This window comes from Lewinella sp., assembly GCF_050633125.1.
In the GTDB taxonomy this organism is placed as follows: domain Bacteria; phylum Bacteroidota; class Bacteroidia; order Chitinophagales; family Saprospiraceae; genus Lewinella.
Map to the genome: position 1 here is coordinate 15,465 of NZ_JBOEFX010000076.1, position 17,114 is coordinate 32,578.

A 17,114-nucleotide genomic window follows, 5' to 3' on the forward strand; every position below is an offset into this window, starting at 1 on the left:
GGTAAAAAGACTAACGTAGAGAAAATGTCTGCCCGAAGAAAACTAGATAAATTTATCTACTTCGTGCCCAACAGCTTTCAATTGCTCAATTGCTTTCTTGGGATCTGCTGCCTTAAAAACACTACTACCGGCAACCAATACATCAGCACCAGCAGCTAGTACTTCCTGCGCATTTTGCAAGCCAATACCGCCGTCAACCTCAATAATGGCTTTCGAATTGCGTTCGCTAATCAAGCTTTTGAGTTCTTTAATCTTGGGGATACTTTGGTAAATAAATTTCTGCCCACCAAAACCAGGGTTAACAGACATAATGAGCACCAAGTCAATATCCTCAATCAAATCCTTAAGCAAGGAAACCGGCGTATGCGGGTTCAGTGCAACGCCAGCCTTGGCCCCCGTTTCTTTAATTTGCTGTACCGTCCGATGCAAATGTGGGCAGGTTTCATAGTGAACAGTAATCACATCTGCTCCTACTTCCCGAAAAGTAGAAATATATTTTTCGGGTTGCTCAATCATCAAGTGAACATCTAAAGGCTTGCCTGCCTGACGTTTAATCGCTTGAATAATGGGCATCCCGTAAGAAATATTGGGAACAAATTGCCCATCCATCACATCCAAGTGAAACCAATCAGCTAAACTCTCGTTAACCATATCAATGGCGGCACCCAAATGGAGAAAATCGGCGGCTAATAAGGAAGGGGCTACTAAATGCTTTTTCATATTAAGAATTCTAAGACCTTTGGTTTGAGCCGAAACATAAACAAAAAAAACCGGTTGGGGGTACCAACCGGTTCGAAAAAAGAGCTTTGAGAGGCTATCTACATACCAAAAAATGAAACATCCATTGATGTTCCTAAAACTTCATGAGATTATAATTGATCTTGAAAGACAAATAAGTCATGGGATTATAATTGTTATTAGCAGGTCTTTTTCAACCTTTTGTAGTCATGATTATTTGTTTGGGCAATCCTCCTTCGAGAATTCAAGAAGCTTTTAACTTCCTCATCAACACCTTATCTCCTGTTGACAATACAAATATGCAGCAAGAATTAGCCTAGACGAAGTACATTTGAGTTTCTTACTGTACAACTATATCAGCTATAAAAAACACTAACTTTCTCTTTTTCAATCTATTAAATTGAAAACAAGTTCACATCTCTGTATTATTACACCTCTGTTTTTGAACTTTTTCTGTTTATTTAATTAGTATTTCATCCCATTAAAAGTGCTAAACTTCAAAAAATGACCTTGAAAGCAGCCCATTAGTTTTATAAAAGCGAAACTATTTAGCTTAACTTTCGTAAATCAATTTCAATGACCGAGAAACAAGCAACGGTGATTGACAGAGGATAGAGGGGGGAAGAAGTTGATCAGAAAAGTTTTTTTACTCGAGCATAGGCATAAAAAAACCGACTGGGATTACCAATCGGTTTAAAAAAGAGCTTTGAGAGGCTATCTACATACCAAAAAATGAAACATCCATTGATGTTCCTAAAACTTCATGAGATTATAAATTGGTCTTGAAAGACAAATAAGTCATGGGATTATAAATTGTTATTAGCAGGTCTTTTCAACCTTTTGTAGTCATGATTATTTGTTTGGGCAATCCTCCTTCGAGAATTCAAGAAGCTTTCTACTTCCTCATCAACACCTTATCTCCTGTTGACAATACAAATATGCAGCAAGAATTAGCCTGAACGAAGTACATTTGAGTTTCTTACTGCACCATAATAAGCAGCAACCAAAACCAACAAATCACTAACAATCAATAAGTTAACAACTTAAAAAATACAAAAAACTGGAAAAACACAACCGTATTACTAACCTTTTAAAGGTAATTTAACTCGCATATAATCATATTAAAAGCCACCTGCAGCATAAAAAGACAGGCACAAATGACTCATTAGTCCCATAAAAACGAAACTAATTAGCCAGGCTCCCGTAAATCAACAGCAGAAGTACCAAAGAATAGAGAAAGAAAGGAATTAACCATGCAAGAGCAGATCTTCTTCACAAGAAGAATTTTGCTTACATTTATGCTTGAGCAGGTGCATAAAAAAACCGGCTGGGATTACCAACCGGTTTAAAAAAGAGCTTTGAGAGGCTATCTACATACCAAAAAATGAAACATCCATTGATGTTCCTAAAACTTCATGAGATTATAATTGATCTTGAAAGACAAATAAGTCATGGGGTTATAATTGTTATTAGCAGGTCTTTTTCAACCTTTTGTAGTCATGATTATTTGTTTGGGCAATCCTCCTTCGAGAATTCAAGAAGCTTTCAACTTCCTCATCAACACCTTATCTCCTGTTGACAATACAAATATGCAGCAAGAATTAGCCTAGACGAAGTACATTTGAGTTTCTTACTGGAATTACAGAAAAAGCATCAAAACTTATAAATCAATGAAAACCAACAATTAAAGACACACTTTGTGTCCATAAAATGGAATAATACATGTAATTTATCGCTCTTTTTACCGTTTTATTTCTTGTTTTTTCTTTAAAAAAGTCCCCCCAAGCCTGTAATTGCACTTACTTCTCCCTAAACCTTTCCCAATCTTCCGGCCGATCAAGGTCAAATATGCCTTCCGGAAAATCAATAGCAACCAAATTGTCCTTTTCCTGTCTGATTATTCTTCGGGCACCTTTATCTGGCGCAACTTTTTTCAATTCTTCAAACCATTGGTGGCCAAATAAAGCCGGCACTCCTAATTGGCCGTTATTATACCTTGCCGCAAGTATTCCTACAGAATCAGCCTCTAGCTTATCAAAACCTTCCAGAAAAGAGTGTAATAGTGCCTCACTTAAGTAAGGTTGATCTACTACACAAAATAAAACACCTTCCATATTAGAAAAGGAATTCAAGCCTGCCACCAAGGAGGTCCCCATCCCCTCTTGCCAAGCTGGGTTAACCACAATCTTTAGTGGTAAATCAGCAATAACCGTCTTAATAGTTTCAGCACGCGCACCTAAAACTACCGTAACTGGCCTGTTTAGTTTTAGCACCAACTTAGCCATATGCCTAATAAGCGGTTCCTTTTCATGAACGAGCAATTGTTTTGGCATACCCATTCTCCTCGCCTCCCCCGCTGCAAGCAAAATTATTCCCGTATTTTTTTTCAAAATTGTATTCATCCCGATAAGTTAAGTATTTGAAACAGGATTAATCGAGAAGAATGTGGCTTTGTTGCTAACTTTACCACATGCAAAAAACGCTATATATCCTACTATTGCTATGGAGCGTCGTAATTACGCCAGCTTGTGCTCAAGATGCCTGGCAATGGATGACACCCGCCGACACGCTCCATAAACAACGCTTCTGGGGAACTGTTGGTGCAGGTGCTGTTATCTATACTGGCGCAGCCTACGGCTTATACCAAACCTGGTACAAAGATTATGAGCTTACCAAATTCAGGACTTTCGATGATGCCCGGGAATGGCAGCAAATGGATAAAGCAGGGCACTTTCTAACCACCTACTCGGAAGCTCGCTGGCTCTATGATGGTGCTCGCTGGACAGGGCTAGACAAAAGACGCTCTTTGTGGCTGGCCGGTGGAATAAGCATGTTTTTACAAGGCACCCTGGAAGTTATGGATGGCTTTTCAGCCGAATGGGGCTTCTCCTGGTCAGATATTGGCTTTAACACCCTAGGTATGGGCTTATTTGTCGCTCAGGAAAGCATTTGGGATGATCAGCGGATAATTTTGAAAATTTCTACAAACAGGAAGCTCCCCTCTGCCGCTCCTCTGTTAAGCACCAACGGCGAAGCAATGAGTAGCCTTAGAATGCGGCATATAGACCTTTATGGCTCCTCTGTACCCGAACGTTTTTTGAAAGACTATAATACCATGACGATATGGGCCAGCGTAAGTCCCAAAGCTTTTGCCCCCCAAAGCCGCTGGCCAAATTGGCTCAACATTGCGGTTGGCTATGGCTCTGAAAACCTCTATGGCGGTTTTAGCAACACTTGGACCGACGAGAACAACAACAGCTTTTCCTTACCAGAAACAGATTATCCCCGCTACCGCCAGCTTTACCTCTCCTTTGATATTGACATGAAAAAAATCCGTACAAAACGCCCACTTCTAAGGTCCGCCTTGAGTATTCTAAATGTTATAAAAATTCCCGCCCCGGCATTAGAATGGAATACCTTAGGTCAGGTCAAATTCCACCCTCTCCACTTTTAATAACAAAAGCTTATTCTCGATAAGCTAGATGAAACAGCGCATCGCCTTGGCTTACAACCGGTGTGTTATTATGCCCAACAATATAACCATCAGCGCGAGCGTGAATATACCGTGCAGGCTTAATCGCTTGTGGATCGCTAATAAAACCCAGTGGCTCTCCTTTCTTCACCCAGCTGCCTGATGATTTCATCCACTGAAACAAACCTCCTCTGCCCGCTCTCAACCAGCTAGATTTATTAAAGAGTAGCCCTTCTTTTGGCGTGTATTCTCCAGGTATCATTTTATGGTACTGCAAAATCCGGCGTATCCCTGCCAAACCATGCTGAATACTCAGACCATCATACCGTTGATTTTCTCCGCCTTCAAATACCAAAATAGGAACCTGATGCTTATCCAATGCGACCCTCCGCAAGGATTTCCGGAGCGTCCCATAAGCTATTCGTAATGGTGCCCCAAAGACTTCCGCTAATTGACTGGCCTGCTCATTGCCTTTTGTATAACGGATTTGAGGGTAGTTATAGTTGCTTCTCCCTCCAGTGTGAAAGTCCACTCCAAAATCAATCAATGGTAAAATATGCTTATGAATAGAAAAAGCTACACGGGAGGCCAATGATCCGGTTTTTGTTCCAGGAAAAGACCGATTAACATCTTTTCCATCGGGCACCTCTCTTGAAAAATTAATAAACCCATAGGTATTGAGAATAGGTATAGCTATAACATTTCCGGCCCTAAGATTATTGAAGATGCCACTTTCAATAGCTTGCCTGATAATCTCCATACCGTTGATCTCATCACCATGAACGCCCGCCAAAAAAAGCACTGTAGGCCCAGGTTTTTTCGACCTGAAAACATGCGCCGAAACAATGATGGTATTCCCACTAGGAAGCTGCCCTACAGGTATTTTGATCAATTGCTTTTTCCCGGGAGCTACCGTAACATCAAGGATTTTCATAAAATTTAATCTTTCCTGTTATTCGCTTTCACTTTTCTTTCTACTAGCCTAATAATAGCACCTGCAACATCTTTACCTGTTGTGCCTTCAATACCTTCTAAACCTGGACTAGCATTGACCTCCATCACCAAAGGCCCTTTTGAAGATGGTAGGATATCCACACCTGCTACTTCAATGTTCAACACCTTGACGACCTCTTTTACCAAGGCTTCTTCTTCTGGCTTTAGCTGAATAGCCAAAGAGCTTGCTCCCCTGTGCAAATTGGAGCGAAATTCTCCTGGCTTCGCCTGCCTGCGCATACTCGCGATAATTTGCCCGTCAACCACTAACACTCGGGTATCAGCACCTCTTGCTTCTGCGATGTACTCCTGCATTAAAAGCCGGTCTTCATCACGAAAAAAATCGGCTGTAATACGCTGCAAAGCCCAGTAATTGTGTGCAAGTTCCACCCCTTCTCCATGCGTACTTTCCAACATTTTCACAACCACAGGAAAGCCGCCCAGCTGTGCTACCGCATCGTGTAGATTTCCATAAGGGTTGATCATAATGGTCTTAGGAACAGCTACTTGGTTTTGCACCAAAGTCTGGAAGCTTCTCAGTTTATCTCTAGCTAGCTGTAGTGCCTCTGGGCTGGTTGGACTAACAATCCCCATCAATTCAAATTGATTGATCACAGCGGCTCCTAAGCCCGTAACACTGGCCCCGATTCGGGGAATAATTGCATCCAGAAAATCAAGTGGCTTCGATTTATAAAAAATATTAGGCGCCTCGGCATCAATCACCAAACTACACCGCGTATGGTCAATCACGTGCATAGTATGCCCTTTTCGCTTGCCAGCTTTGTAGAGGCTGCGAGTAGAATAGAGTTCCGTGCTGCGAGAAAGGATTCCGATGTTCATAACAGCATGAAAGGTAAGTGTTTTTAATAAGCAAACCAATTCTTAAGATTCTTGTATCTTGACGATCCTAAACCACCAATCTCCATGGATATTCTGGATACGCCGGATGTAACACCTGTACTTAAGAATAATCGTCGCACCCTTAATGGATGGGCGATGTTCGACTGGGCCAATTCTGCTTTCGCCCTTGTTATTACGGTCGCTATTTTTCCTCCTTACTTCCTAAGCGTCACCAATGAAATCATCCATATTGGCGCTTTAGAAATTTCCAATAGCAGCTTATTTGCATTCGCAATTTCTGCCGCCTATATCCTAATAGCACTGGTATCCCCTTGGTTATCAGGAATTGCGGATGCCGGAGGAAGAAAAATGTGGTTCCTTAAATTCTTTACTACATTCGGGGCTATTGGCTGCTTGTCGCTGCTTTGGTTCAACGGGATGTCAACTTTATGGGTCGGCACTGTTGGTTTTATTATGGCCATGATCGGTTTTGCCGGCGGCTTGGTTTTTTACAACAGCTACCTTCCTGATATTGCCACCGAAGACATGTATGACAGGGTAAGCGCCCGAGGTTTCGCTTTTGGCTATGTTGGAAGCGTTTTATTATTGATCATAAACCTGATTATGATCCTCAAACCAGAAGTTTTTGGCCTACCAGCAGCAGATACCCTTCCAGCAAGAATATCTTTCGTAATGGTTGGTCTATGGTGGATAGGTTTTTCTCAGATATCCTTTCGCAGGTTACCCAAAGACCAACGGCGTGGTAGTGACAAGATCAGCACCATGGCCAAACAAGGCTATCAGGAAATAAAGAAAGTATGGAAAGACCTCAAAGGCCAACAAGAAGTAAAGCGTTTTCTTTACAGCTTCTTTTGCTATAGTATGGGGGTTCAGACCATCTTGTACCTCGCTTCCGTTTTTGCGGAGAAAGAACTTGCCTTTGCGGCAGAAGAATTAATTTATGTAGTCCTGATTCTCCAGGTTGTTGCCATTGGTGGAGCTTATCTCTTTGCGCTGATTTCTGAATACAGAGGTAACGTTTTTAGCTTGGCAAGTATGCTCATCATCTGGATTCTTATTTGTCTTTTTGCCTACTCCGTTGAAGGAAAAACAGAGTTTTACTATATCGCAGGTGCTGTGGGCTTAGTCATGGGTGGCATCCAATCGCTTTCCAGGTCTACCTATTCAAAACTTCTTCCCGAAGGCACAGAAGATACCACCTCTTATTTCAGTTTTTACGATGTACTGGAAAAAATTGCTATCGTCTCTGGTACTTTCATCTTTGGCCTCGCAGAGCTTGTTACCGGCAATATTCGTAACAGTGTTTTGGTTCTGGGTGTCTTTTTTCTTATTAGCTTGGTACTCCTTCTTCGACTAAAAGTAGAGCGGCCTAAACGAAAGACCGCAAAAGGTTAAATACTATTTCAAATCATTCTGGGGCCATACCGGTATTGGCGTTGCTACGCAAACACCCCTACGGCACCGGGCTTTCCACTGCTCCTTCATGCAGGGTGCCCCCTGCCTTACAGAGCAGTTACTATCCCTCGTATGTTTGTGACATGGTCGTTCCCTTTTAGGTTTAGCGGCCTAAAACAGTGATTTTACTTCTAGCTTGATGTAGTTCGTTCTATCCCAAAGCGGTATTTGAGAGAATAGCACCTCGTCCTGCTCCTCCGTGCGCCGAGCTACGGCCTCACGGCCTGCGCACTAAGACCGCAATGATCCTCGTCCCTCCTCAAACAAGCCAGCTTCGTCACGACGAACAAAGGCCTTAGCCTTCTGGCAGAAAGACTTAAAAGCGGTAGAGTAAGCTAAGTTGCCCACCCAAAAGCTGATAACGCTCCATAAAAGGAGATTCCTCTGTGGAAAAGTCCTGCAAATTATAACGAACACTTCCTCCGGCAAGGATATCTAGTTGCGAGGTAACAGGGTATGCCAATTGTAATCCTCCTTGCAAGCTTACGCCTAAGCCTGTGCGATACCAATCAGTAGTAGATAAATCCTGGAATTCATTTTCCAACTCGCCGTTCAGGACAGTGCCTTCCCAGCTGCGCTGAAGCCTTAGACGCACACCGGCTTCTGCCAATAAAGTCAAGCGACCTAGCTCAAAATTGTATCCCGCCAAAAGGGGCAATTCCCATTGACGAATACTATTATAGGTTTTCCTTTCCCTTCTTGTCGTTTCATAGTAAGCTACAGGCCCTAAAACAGAATCAACAGTATTGTCTGGCCCATAAATCAACATCGTCACCCCTGTTACCGTATCCACCGTTTCTGTGATCGCTGTGCTTTCAAAGAGTGTATTCAGTTGCGTATAACCTAGTCCACCTCTTACTTGCCATCCATCGCGGCTACGATAACCCAAGCTGAGGTCTGCGCTCAGACCCTCAAGCACTTGTTCAGAATTGGTTCTTCTACTAACCCAAGAAACACCTAAAGAGTCTTTGTTCTCCAGTTGCCGCTGAACACCAAGGTAGGCTACATCAACTTGTGCGAAAAACTGATTATTCTTCCTATTCCGGCTTGGTGAATTTTCTAAATTGACTAAAGGTAGCTTCTCATCGTCTTCTGTAAGGGATACTTCACAAGCAAGCGTACCTATATTTTGTGCCGCTTTTGTGAATACCGGGTGGTTACTAGCGGTAACTAAAGCGCCTTCTGTTACTGTCTCTGTTTCAAGATCAGCATTATCTCCATTAATAGTATTCTCACTTGATGTTTCACTTGTAATATTTTCTAACACTCGTGTATCTTGTTCATACTTTTCATTTGCCACTACCAAGTTAGTATTAATAACTTTTTCTGTTACTTGGGTTCTGGTATCACGAGCAGTTGTATTCTTGGCTACTGATGTCAAAGAATTTGTAGTGTTTTTAGCTTCTGGCATGCTCATGGGCACCTTGTCTACTAACAACATATCATCTTGAGACTTCAAACCACTAATTTCGTGGTTTCCAGCTTCTTGATAAGTTTCATTAATAGCATCACCTTCTTCACTTGCAGTTATGGTATTATCAACGATTTGCTGCGAATTTGCTGCTATCTCGCTTTCATCATCAGTCCATAACGCAACCCCTCCGGCGATAGCTACTATTCCAAATAGCGCCAACAACCAAAACCAGGGCATACGCCTTTTGGGTGGCTTAACAGCTATCCAAAGTGCCTCGGCATCTACATCAGATTCGTACCGCCCCAGGGTTTCCCCTATATGCTTATCCAACTCGTTTGACATAAGTCTCCTTTTCTTGTTGTAAAATCATGGCTTGTAATTTTTGCCGGGCACGCACCAATTGCGAGCGAGAAGTACCGGGAGCAATCCCTAGTATTTCTGCGATCTCGTCATGAGCGTATCCTTCTACAACATATAAGTTAAAAACGTCCCGAAACCCTTCGGGTAATTTCTGTATCAAGGCAATTAACTCTTCTGCACCTAATTGCTGAACAATATTGGGTGCCACCAAAGGATGAGCAATCTCTTCTAGTCCTGCTTGTTCTCTCTGGTAAGAAGCCTTTTCTTTGGATTGTAAAGCAATGTTGATCACAATCCGGCGTAACCAAGCTACAAAAGAGCCCGTTTGCTGATAGCGATCAATCGCTCGAAAGACCCGTATAAATGCCTCTTGCAGCACATCTTTCGCAGCATGATCATCTCTACAGTAGCGCCGGGCTACTGTCATCATCATTGCCGAGTAGCGAAGTACCAGTGCTTTCTGGTACTTCGCCTTTCCTCGTTGACAACCGCGAATGATTTCGCTTTCAGTCATAAATTATCGAATGCGTTTTATTGCTGTTCTTTTGCTTACGCTAATCTAACTAGTTAGTCGGGAATTCTCACGCTGAAAGTTCCACTCACCGGAGCATCAACAACTTGCTGCTGTTGACTACCCCACCAGCCATTGGCAGTACCTGAATAGTTGCCCTCTAGAAACCCTCCAGGACCTTCATTATTGGTAATATTCACTGTAATGCTACCACAAGGAGGGTAACAGTACAACAGGCTGCTGCTGCCATTTGGGTTATTGGAATAAACGCTATAGTTATACCCTACATCTATCCCCGTATATGACCCAAGTCCAAGTTCATTAAGGTATAGCATAATAGTATGCTGACTGTTATCCTCATCAAAACCACGTCCACTAATAACACTATAGGTTTCGAAAATAATACTATCAGGAGAAAGCTCAATCGTATCAATCGCTAAGGTAAGATCATAAAAATCAAGCAAAGTGCCATTCGCATCACTGCTCAAGTAGCTCTCCAGTTCTACACCACAAGCTGCAATCGTTCCGATATCCAGGTCTTCTGTTAAAGTATAGCTGGCTGGTTCAGATGATTCTAGGTTATCAAAATCATAGACAACGATATTCAATTCCGTGCTCGAACAGCCAGAATAAGTATAGGAGAAATTCCCATTTTCATCAGCTACAACTACCTGTGAATACCACCAGATACTGTGATTAAGCATGACGATTGCGCCATCAACGGGATCACCGTTACAGTCAACAACTTGGCCACTGACTGTAGCATCATCGGCAGACTCTAAAATAAAGCAACCCGTTACCTCTGTATCTTCAGAGAATGGTCCAGCCGTAAACACTTGGCTTCCTCCACAAGGGTTACTGAAGTAAAAATTCAAGGTTTCTCCTGTTGGTACTGGTCCATTATAGTGGCCAGCATCATCAGTCGTTCCCCAAATAATAGTTCCTTGACCTTCTACACCTACCGTAAAGGATTCAAAAGGTGCAATAGATCCATCTTCAAATTTGACACAGCCTGTGATGTCAACAGTCTCTGTACCATAAGGGAAATCTACATTCCAGAAAGTAAAGTGACTTACTTCTCCGTAGTAGAAATCACCATCCATAATGGCTTTCCCTTCTTCAATCCAAACACCATCGGTTTCGTCAAAATACCAAAGTGGAATCTCTGTAGGAGCAATAGATCGGAGCTCCGCAGGTACTGGGTAGCTCAACATTGCTTCTTGTCCAGGAGCTATCTGTAGCTCATTGCCAGACTGATCGTACAATTCTACGGCAAGCATACCCATTGATGTCATGGTTACTTCTTGCCCGGCTTCATTCACACCAAATAATCCACCTGGCATAAAGTCGCCAAGGTTATCATCTGCTGGATTAAGCCACTGAGCGTATACCTTCACATCGCCGGTAACAACTTGGCCCTGAGGGTTAACCACACTGTTTGCGGGGAGCTCAATGCTAGCACCTTCCACTTCTATTGTTCCACCCTGGCTACCCGTAATGGTTGCTGCTAAGGTCTTAGGTAACAACTGAATGCGATTTACATTCCGAGAGCCATTAGCGGGGTAAAAACGGTCAGAACCTAAGAAGTACCCTTCTTTAGTAACAGTAACATAAGTTCCCTTGGCATTCATCTGGATATTACGGAACTGATAAAGTCCTGCATCATTGGTGACAGCGACCTCGCTCCCCAATCGAACCATCGCATTCTCGATACCTATACCATCGAGGTCAACAACTTGTCCGGCTAAATTTGCAGTAACAATTATAGTAGGAGCTTCATAGCCCGAACCTGTGGTTGTAGTAATATCATTGTCTTTTCGACAACTAAAAACAACTAGTGGCAGTGCCAATAAAAGATAAATCCAATTTTTCATTTTCTATTCTTTTGCTTTTCAGATAAAGTGCCGAAAAGCGGTGATAAGTTTTGTTTTGACAACGTTCTCACCCTTAGAATAGGACAAGTGCAACATCTGCTGCACAGACTATGTATTTTTTTTATTTTTTTATTGCAAGCTCAGCAAAAAAGCCATCGTATCCACACCATCCGCATAATCACTCAGCCCTGGCTGCTGGGCATCTCCTAGCTTATATGGAGACAAACCAGCCAATGAGAGTTGACTTACCACCAATTGAATCTCATCCTCCCTCAACAACAGCGTTGTCGTAATAGCCTCTACACTCGAATAGTATTCATAATGCAATGTTGCTATCGGTGACTGAAGAGACGCATTCTCTGTCATTAGTATACATCCATTAGCCTCATAAGGCACCCTATTCAAAACATATAGCGCGTAGTTATAATCAAAGTTGTTCTTGTACTTCGTGTGATTGATTAATTGATGACGGTATTCGTGAAGCGCCTCTAAAAGTGGTTTAAAATCATAACCCTCTGGCAAGTACAATTTCGACACATTGCGACAGCCCAAGCCAAAATAATCAAATATGTCATGCCCTAGCGCTAACAATTCCTCTTTAGATTCTTCTCCTGTAAGTACAGCAACAGCATTACGATTCTGACGAATGATGTGTGGATACTCCGAAAAATATTCTTTAAAATACCTCGCAGAATTATTGCTACCTGTAGCGATTACAGCATCAAAGCCTGCTAGCTTAGTTACAATTTTGAAATAATCAGCAGTACGCTCGTCAATGAGTTTTAACGCTCGCAAAATCGCAGGAATTAAGTAAGGATCTTTATCAGATAATTTCAGGACCGCCTGATGACCACTCATAAATACGGCAAGCAAATCATGAAAACCTACCAAGGGTAAATTACCGGCCATGACCACCCCTACCTGTTTCGCAACCGTAATTTCTGGCAAATCGTACGTCCCTATCCATTCCGTCAACGCTTCAGGGTCGAGCATTTGTGTTGCAATAGCATTTATAGCCTGCTGCTGATTAGCCTCCGTAAACCAACCATTGTGGATAGCCGAACGTTTAATACTGGCCTGCAGGAATTCGTCGTTCCCTTCTCGCAATAGCTCTCCTAAGCGTACTAGTGCATTATATCTCTCTTCTTTAGTCATGATGTCCAATACGTAAATTCTCTAATACTTTTTTACTCAAGGTCCGCAGGTAGGTGGCGTTGCGGTCTGGAATTTGATCTATTCCCGAAAATTGAGAGATAGCATCTTCCACACTCTCTTCTCTTAGAAGATGAATGAGCGGGTAAGGGGATCGGTTGGTGTAGTTTGCCAAATCATCTTGATCACTTTCTCCAAAATAAAAATCGGGATGAAACCCTACCAATTGAATCAACCCTTCTGTTTTACTCGCAACAAGCAAATCTTGGGTCCATTCCCAATACGCCCAAAAATCATCAAACTCAGAAAATAAATTCGGAAAAACCAGTAAAGTAGTTTCCAGCTGAGCACGATTAATAGTAACCAAATCACTTAATTCCTCTAGCAATGCTTTTGTCAACACTTCCTCATTGTCAGTTTCCACCACCCGGATACGAATTCGATCCTGGGTAAATGGACGTTTTGCAAAAGGACATATATTATGCTCTATCACAAAACCAGCTAGCCACGATTGCATAACTTGAATTTCCTTCAAGGCATATTCTTTTTTCCAGCTTTACGCTGAGCTACATAATCTCGCCAAAGATTCATTCCTGTTTGAAAATCTTCCGGCAATTCCGAATCAAACAACATACGCTCCCCTGTTCGTGGGTGTTCAAATCCTATAGACTTTGCATGTAGTGCCTGACGAGGCATTGCCGTAAATATCTTTTCTACATACTGTTTATACTTAGAATAGACCGTCCCTTTTACGATTTTATCTCCGCCATAGTGGCGATCGCTAAATAAAGGATGCCCCAGGTGCTGCATATGTACTCTTATCTGGTGCGTGCGTCCTGTTTCCAAATTGCATTTTACTAGTGTAGTATAATACATTCGCTCAATGACCTCGTAGTGGGTAACGGCCAACTTACCATCCTCGCCTTCTTCATACACTCTATTCACCCGCGGATTACGGTCATCACGCCCCACATAATTTGAGATGGTCCCCTTATCCTGCTCCAAGTCTCCCCATACCAAAGCATAGTAAGTCCGTTCAATGGTGTGATCAAAGAACTGTTTTGCCAAATGAGTCATTGCCAAATCGCTTTTCGCCACGACCATCAGCCCCGAAGTATCCTTATCAATACGATGCACCAAACCAATTCGGTTGTGACTATTACCTTCCAGTACCGGCAGCTCTTTCCCAAAATGGAAAGCTAAAGCATTCGCTAAAGTTCCTGTCCAGTTGCCTACTCCCGGATGAACGACCAAGCCTGGCGGCTTGTGTAAAATCAGCAAATCTTCGTCTTCAAAGCGAATATCCAATGCAATATTCTCTGCGAGTAACGGGGATTCCGCACCATAGTAACGAGGTAAAACCATTTTAATTAATTCCCCCGGCTTTACCTTATGATTTGCCTTGATCTGCTTATCATCAACCGTAATACTTCCAGCCTTAATAGCATCCTGGATTCTATTACGGGAAAATTGCGTACGGATATGTAAAAACTTATCGATCCTCAGTGGCGATTGCTTTCCATCAACCTTGATTTCCGAAATTTCAAACAAGTCATCATTCTCTTTCTCTTCCTCCTGCATACTTATTGGCTATTTGCAACTGCAAAAGTAGTAATTTTGGCACTACGCCAGCAGTTTTCATTTACTACTGCATTCTCAATCTCAAGAAAAGCAACCTATGTCTAAGCAACCTCTTAGTCCTGCATCCATTAGCGCCCGTGATCCGCAATGGACAGCAGGTAATCCTCCTCACCAATTACCTATTTACGCAGCATCCTCTTTTACTTTTGAAAGTATAGAGCAGGGAATAGCTATTTTTGAAGGAGATACTCCCGGCAACATCTATTCCCGTTTTGGTAATCCTACAATTGATGCTGTAGCAGATAAGATTGCCCGCTTGGAGGGTCGTGGATTGCCTGGGGAAACATACGGACTTTTGACTAGCTCAGGAATGGCGGCAATATCACTTATTGGTATGGGGCTGCTACAACCAGGAGACATCGTATTGACACAGGCCGACTTATACGGCGGCACTGTTGCGCTCTTCCGTGACGTTTTTCAGCCATTAGGCATCAAGATGATCATCCATGACCTCCGCGATGAAGAAGGATTGACACGCGTCTTGGAAGAGAATCATCAGATAAAAATGATCTACACCGAAACACCCTCCAATCCTACTTTGCGGTGTGTAGACCTAGAACATCTTGCTGCCTTTGCTAAGGCTTATGATTGTTTTACGGTTGTTGACAATACCTTCGCCACACCGATGCTACAGCAGCCTTTAGCTTATGGTATTGATTTCGTTTTACATTCTACCACCAAGTACCTGAATGGCCATGCCACAGGTACGGCTGGCGTTTTGGTAAGCCAGCACAAGGAGCTCATGCAGCAGCAAATGTTAACAAAGCTACGCTTATTGGGGTGCACGGCAAGTCCTTGGGAAGCATGGTTACTCCACAATGGCATGAAAACTCTTGCGCTTCGGATGGAACGCCATTGCCAAAATGCGCAAATGGTAGCAGAAATGCTCCTCGCTCAAGATAAAGTAGCCACTGTTCATTACCTCGGCCTCCTCGACCACCCGGATCACGAGCTTGCCAAAACCCAAATGCAAGGGCCGGGTGGCATGATCAGTTTTGAACTAGTAGGCGGTTTAACAGCAGGAAAAGCCTTTCTTAATCGTCTGAAATTTTGCACTCTCACTCCTACGCTTGGGGATGTAGACACCCTGGTTCTCCACCCAGCCACGATGTCACACCGTGCAATAGACCCTGAAGTACGCCGTGCTCATGGTATAAGTGACGGCTTGATCCGAATTTCAGTTGGAATAGAAGACATAGCCGACATTTTATACGATTTAGAACAAGCTATCAATAGCTAATTGCAGCTACAACCTTTCCTTAACAATACTTAACAAGCTTTAACCAAGGCCAATTCTCCTTTAACCATTCCTTAGCGACAGGGACGGCAGGCCTCCCTTATCTTTATTATATGAAATGAAAAGGCCTGAAAGACACAGGCCAATTTGACGCCCATAAAATTTTGAGTTATGAAACGTATCACCCCAGCCTTCGTTTACTTGATCCTGGTTTTATTCACTTTCCAATCTTGTGTAAGTGCTGAAAAGCTCGTCGAGACCGGCAACTACGACCAGGCCATTGCTTTGGCACAAAGAAAACTTAGTGGCAAGCAGCGTAAAAACCCCAAGCTTGTTTTGGCAGCAGAAGAAGCTTTTGCAAAAATAACTGCTCGGGAAATGCGCGAATTAGAACGCCTTCAGCGTGCAAACAGAGAAGACAGCTGGGGACGGATCAACGAATTGACTCGTAACATTCGCAAACGCCAGGAAGCAATTAGTCCTTTACTTCCTCTTACCGACAAGAACGGATACACTGCAACTTTCAATTTCGTGACGGTTGATGCGCTTGAGCAGGAAAGCCGCGACAAAGCTGCTGCTTACCACTACCAGCAGGCTAACGAACTTCTCCGTCAAGCCGAGCAAGGTAACAAGGAAGCTGCTCGTTCTGCTTATCGCGAACTAGAAGAAACCCAACGTTATTTCCGTGCTTATCAAAACACGGTAGCACTGCAACAAAAAGCACACGAATTGGGTACTACTCATATATTGGTCCGTGTTGAAAACAATGCTCCTGTTGTTACTCCTGCTGCTTTTGAACAACGTCTTGCTCAGGTTAATACAGCTAACCTAAACAACTTCTGGCAGCAATATCATATTAGAGATGATCGTCAGTTTGACTTTGATTACGAAGTTAAGCTACGCATAACAGACATTATTGTTAGCCCAGAATTGATTCGCGAACGCGAGTACGTTGACACCAAAAACATTACCGACGGATACGAGTATGTTTTAGACAATAATGGCAATGTAGTCAAGGATTCTTTAGGTAACGATGTAAAAGTACCCAAAGAGATCACCGTAAAGGCTTGGGTCATCGAAACCCTTCAGCAGAAAGAAGCTAATGTAGAAGGCATGGTAGAAGTATATAACTTACGGACCAATCGCCTTATACGGTCACAGCCTTTAGCTGCTGCTGCCATCTTCGAAAACTATGCTTCTACTTTCCGTGGAGACAATCGGGCACTGAGCAAGGATACCCGGAGAAGAATTGGTAACCGCCCAATACCTTTTCCTAGTAATGAGGCCCTTATTTTGCAAGCTGCAGATCAATTGAAGCCCGCCTTACTTGATCGAATCCTAGACTACAATTACCTGGTAGAGGTCTAGCAGTAAACAGAATCATAAAAAATAAAAGGGTAGATGGA

The 17,114-nt window shown here is 42.8% G+C and carries 14 protein-coding genes; 4 read left to right on the forward strand and 10 right to left on the reverse strand.

Annotated elements, in window-relative coordinates; genetic code table 11:
- Positions 1-42 precede the first annotated feature (42 nt).
- The gene (gene rpe, locus ACRBG0_RS16520; protein ID WP_431487971.1) at positions 43-720 is read right to left on the reverse strand and encodes a ribulose-phosphate 3-epimerase; all 678 of its coding nucleotides are present in this window, start codon (positions 718-720) and stop codon (positions 43-45) included.
- Positions 721-2,537: 1,817 nt separating this feature from the next.
- Positions 2,538-3,140 carry a nucleotidyltransferase family protein gene (locus ACRBG0_RS16525; RefSeq protein ID WP_431487972.1) on the reverse strand — a complete coding sequence of 201 codons (603 nt, stop codon included), beginning with the start codon at positions 3,138-3,140 and terminating at the stop codon, positions 2,538-2,540.
- A gap of 68 nt (positions 3,141-3,208) precedes the next feature.
- On the opposite strand from ACRBG0_RS16525, the gene ACRBG0_RS16530 reads away from it, so the two are divergent.
- On the forward strand, positions 3,209-4,192 hold the full coding sequence (locus ACRBG0_RS16530) for a DUF2279 domain-containing protein (RefSeq protein WP_431487973.1): 984 nt from the start codon (positions 3,209-3,211) through the stop codon (positions 4,190-4,192).
- A 10-nt stretch (positions 4,193-4,202) separates the two neighbouring features.
- Here ACRBG0_RS16530 and ACRBG0_RS16535 read toward each other — a convergent pair whose 3' ends face one another.
- Together ACRBG0_RS16535 and ACRBG0_RS16540 are read right to left on the reverse strand one after the other, a co-directional pair.
- Entirely contained in the window at positions 4,203-5,144 is a 942-nt protein-coding gene (locus ACRBG0_RS16535; protein WP_431487974.1) for a succinylglutamate desuccinylase/aspartoacylase family protein, read from the reverse strand.
- 5 nt (positions 5,145-5,149) lie between these two features.
- Entirely contained in the window at positions 5,150-6,043 is an 894-nt protein-coding gene (locus ACRBG0_RS16540) for an ATP-grasp domain-containing protein (RefSeq protein ID WP_431487975.1), read from the reverse strand.
- 84 nt (positions 6,044-6,127) lie between these two features.
- Between ACRBG0_RS16540 and ACRBG0_RS16545 the strand changes: the two genes are divergently transcribed.
- The gene (locus tag ACRBG0_RS16545) at positions 6,128-7,459 is read left to right on the forward strand and encodes an MFS transporter (protein WP_431487976.1); all 1,332 of its coding nucleotides are present in this window, start codon (positions 6,128-6,130) and stop codon (positions 7,457-7,459) included.
- 376 nt (positions 7,460-7,835) lie between these two features.
- Here ACRBG0_RS16545 and ACRBG0_RS16550 read toward each other — a convergent pair whose 3' ends face one another.
- The 6 genes from ACRBG0_RS16550 to ACRBG0_RS16575 all read right to left on the reverse strand — a co-directional run bounded on the left by ACRBG0_RS16550 (position 7,836) and on the right by ACRBG0_RS16575 (position 14,411).
- Positions 7,836-9,275 (reverse strand): hypothetical protein, encoded by a 1,440-nt coding sequence (locus ACRBG0_RS16550; protein WP_431487977.1) that lies wholly within the window; start codon positions 9,273-9,275, stop codon positions 7,836-7,838.
- Positions 9,256-9,807 (reverse strand): RNA polymerase sigma factor, encoded by a 552-nt coding sequence (locus ACRBG0_RS16555; protein WP_431487978.1) that lies wholly within the window; start codon positions 9,805-9,807, stop codon positions 9,256-9,258. Before ACRBG0_RS16555 ends, ACRBG0_RS16550 begins: the two co-directional genes overlap by 20 nt.
- Positions 9,808-9,860: 53 nt before the next feature.
- Complete coding sequence (locus ACRBG0_RS16560) at positions 9,861-11,678, reverse strand: carboxypeptidase-like regulatory domain-containing protein (protein ID WP_431487979.1); 1,818 nt, start codon at positions 11,676-11,678, stop codon at positions 9,861-9,863.
- Positions 11,679-11,807: 129 nt separating this feature from the next.
- A complete protein-coding gene (locus tag ACRBG0_RS16565; protein ID WP_431487980.1) occupies positions 11,808-12,833 on the reverse strand; it encodes an acyl-CoA reductase in 1,026 nt (341 codons plus the stop codon).
- Complete coding sequence (locus tag ACRBG0_RS16570) at positions 12,826-13,365, reverse strand: DUF1415 family protein (RefSeq protein WP_431487981.1); 540 nt, start codon at positions 13,363-13,365, stop codon at positions 12,826-12,828. Before ACRBG0_RS16570 ends, ACRBG0_RS16565 begins: the two co-directional genes overlap by 8 nt.
- Positions 13,362-14,411 carry an RluA family pseudouridine synthase gene (locus ACRBG0_RS16575; RefSeq protein WP_431487982.1) on the reverse strand — a complete coding sequence of 350 codons (1,050 nt, stop codon included), beginning with the start codon at positions 14,409-14,411 and terminating at the stop codon, positions 13,362-13,364. The genes ACRBG0_RS16570 and ACRBG0_RS16575 overlap by 4 nt, the downstream gene beginning before the upstream one ends.
- A gap of 97 nt (positions 14,412-14,508) precedes the next feature.
- On the opposite strand from ACRBG0_RS16575, the gene ACRBG0_RS16580 reads away from it, so the two are divergent.
- Both ACRBG0_RS16580 and ACRBG0_RS16585 read left to right on the forward strand, forming a co-directional pair.
- On the forward strand, positions 14,509-15,711 hold the full coding sequence (locus ACRBG0_RS16580; RefSeq protein WP_431487983.1) for a trans-sulfuration enzyme family protein: 1,203 nt from the start codon (positions 14,509-14,511) through the stop codon (positions 15,709-15,711).
- Between the two features lie 168 nt (positions 15,712-15,879).
- Positions 15,880-17,076: a hypothetical protein gene (locus tag ACRBG0_RS16585; protein WP_431487984.1), complete on the forward strand. Its 1,197-nt coding sequence runs from the start codon at positions 15,880-15,882 to the stop codon at positions 17,074-17,076.
- The last annotated feature ends 38 nt before the right edge of the window (positions 17,077-17,114 follow it).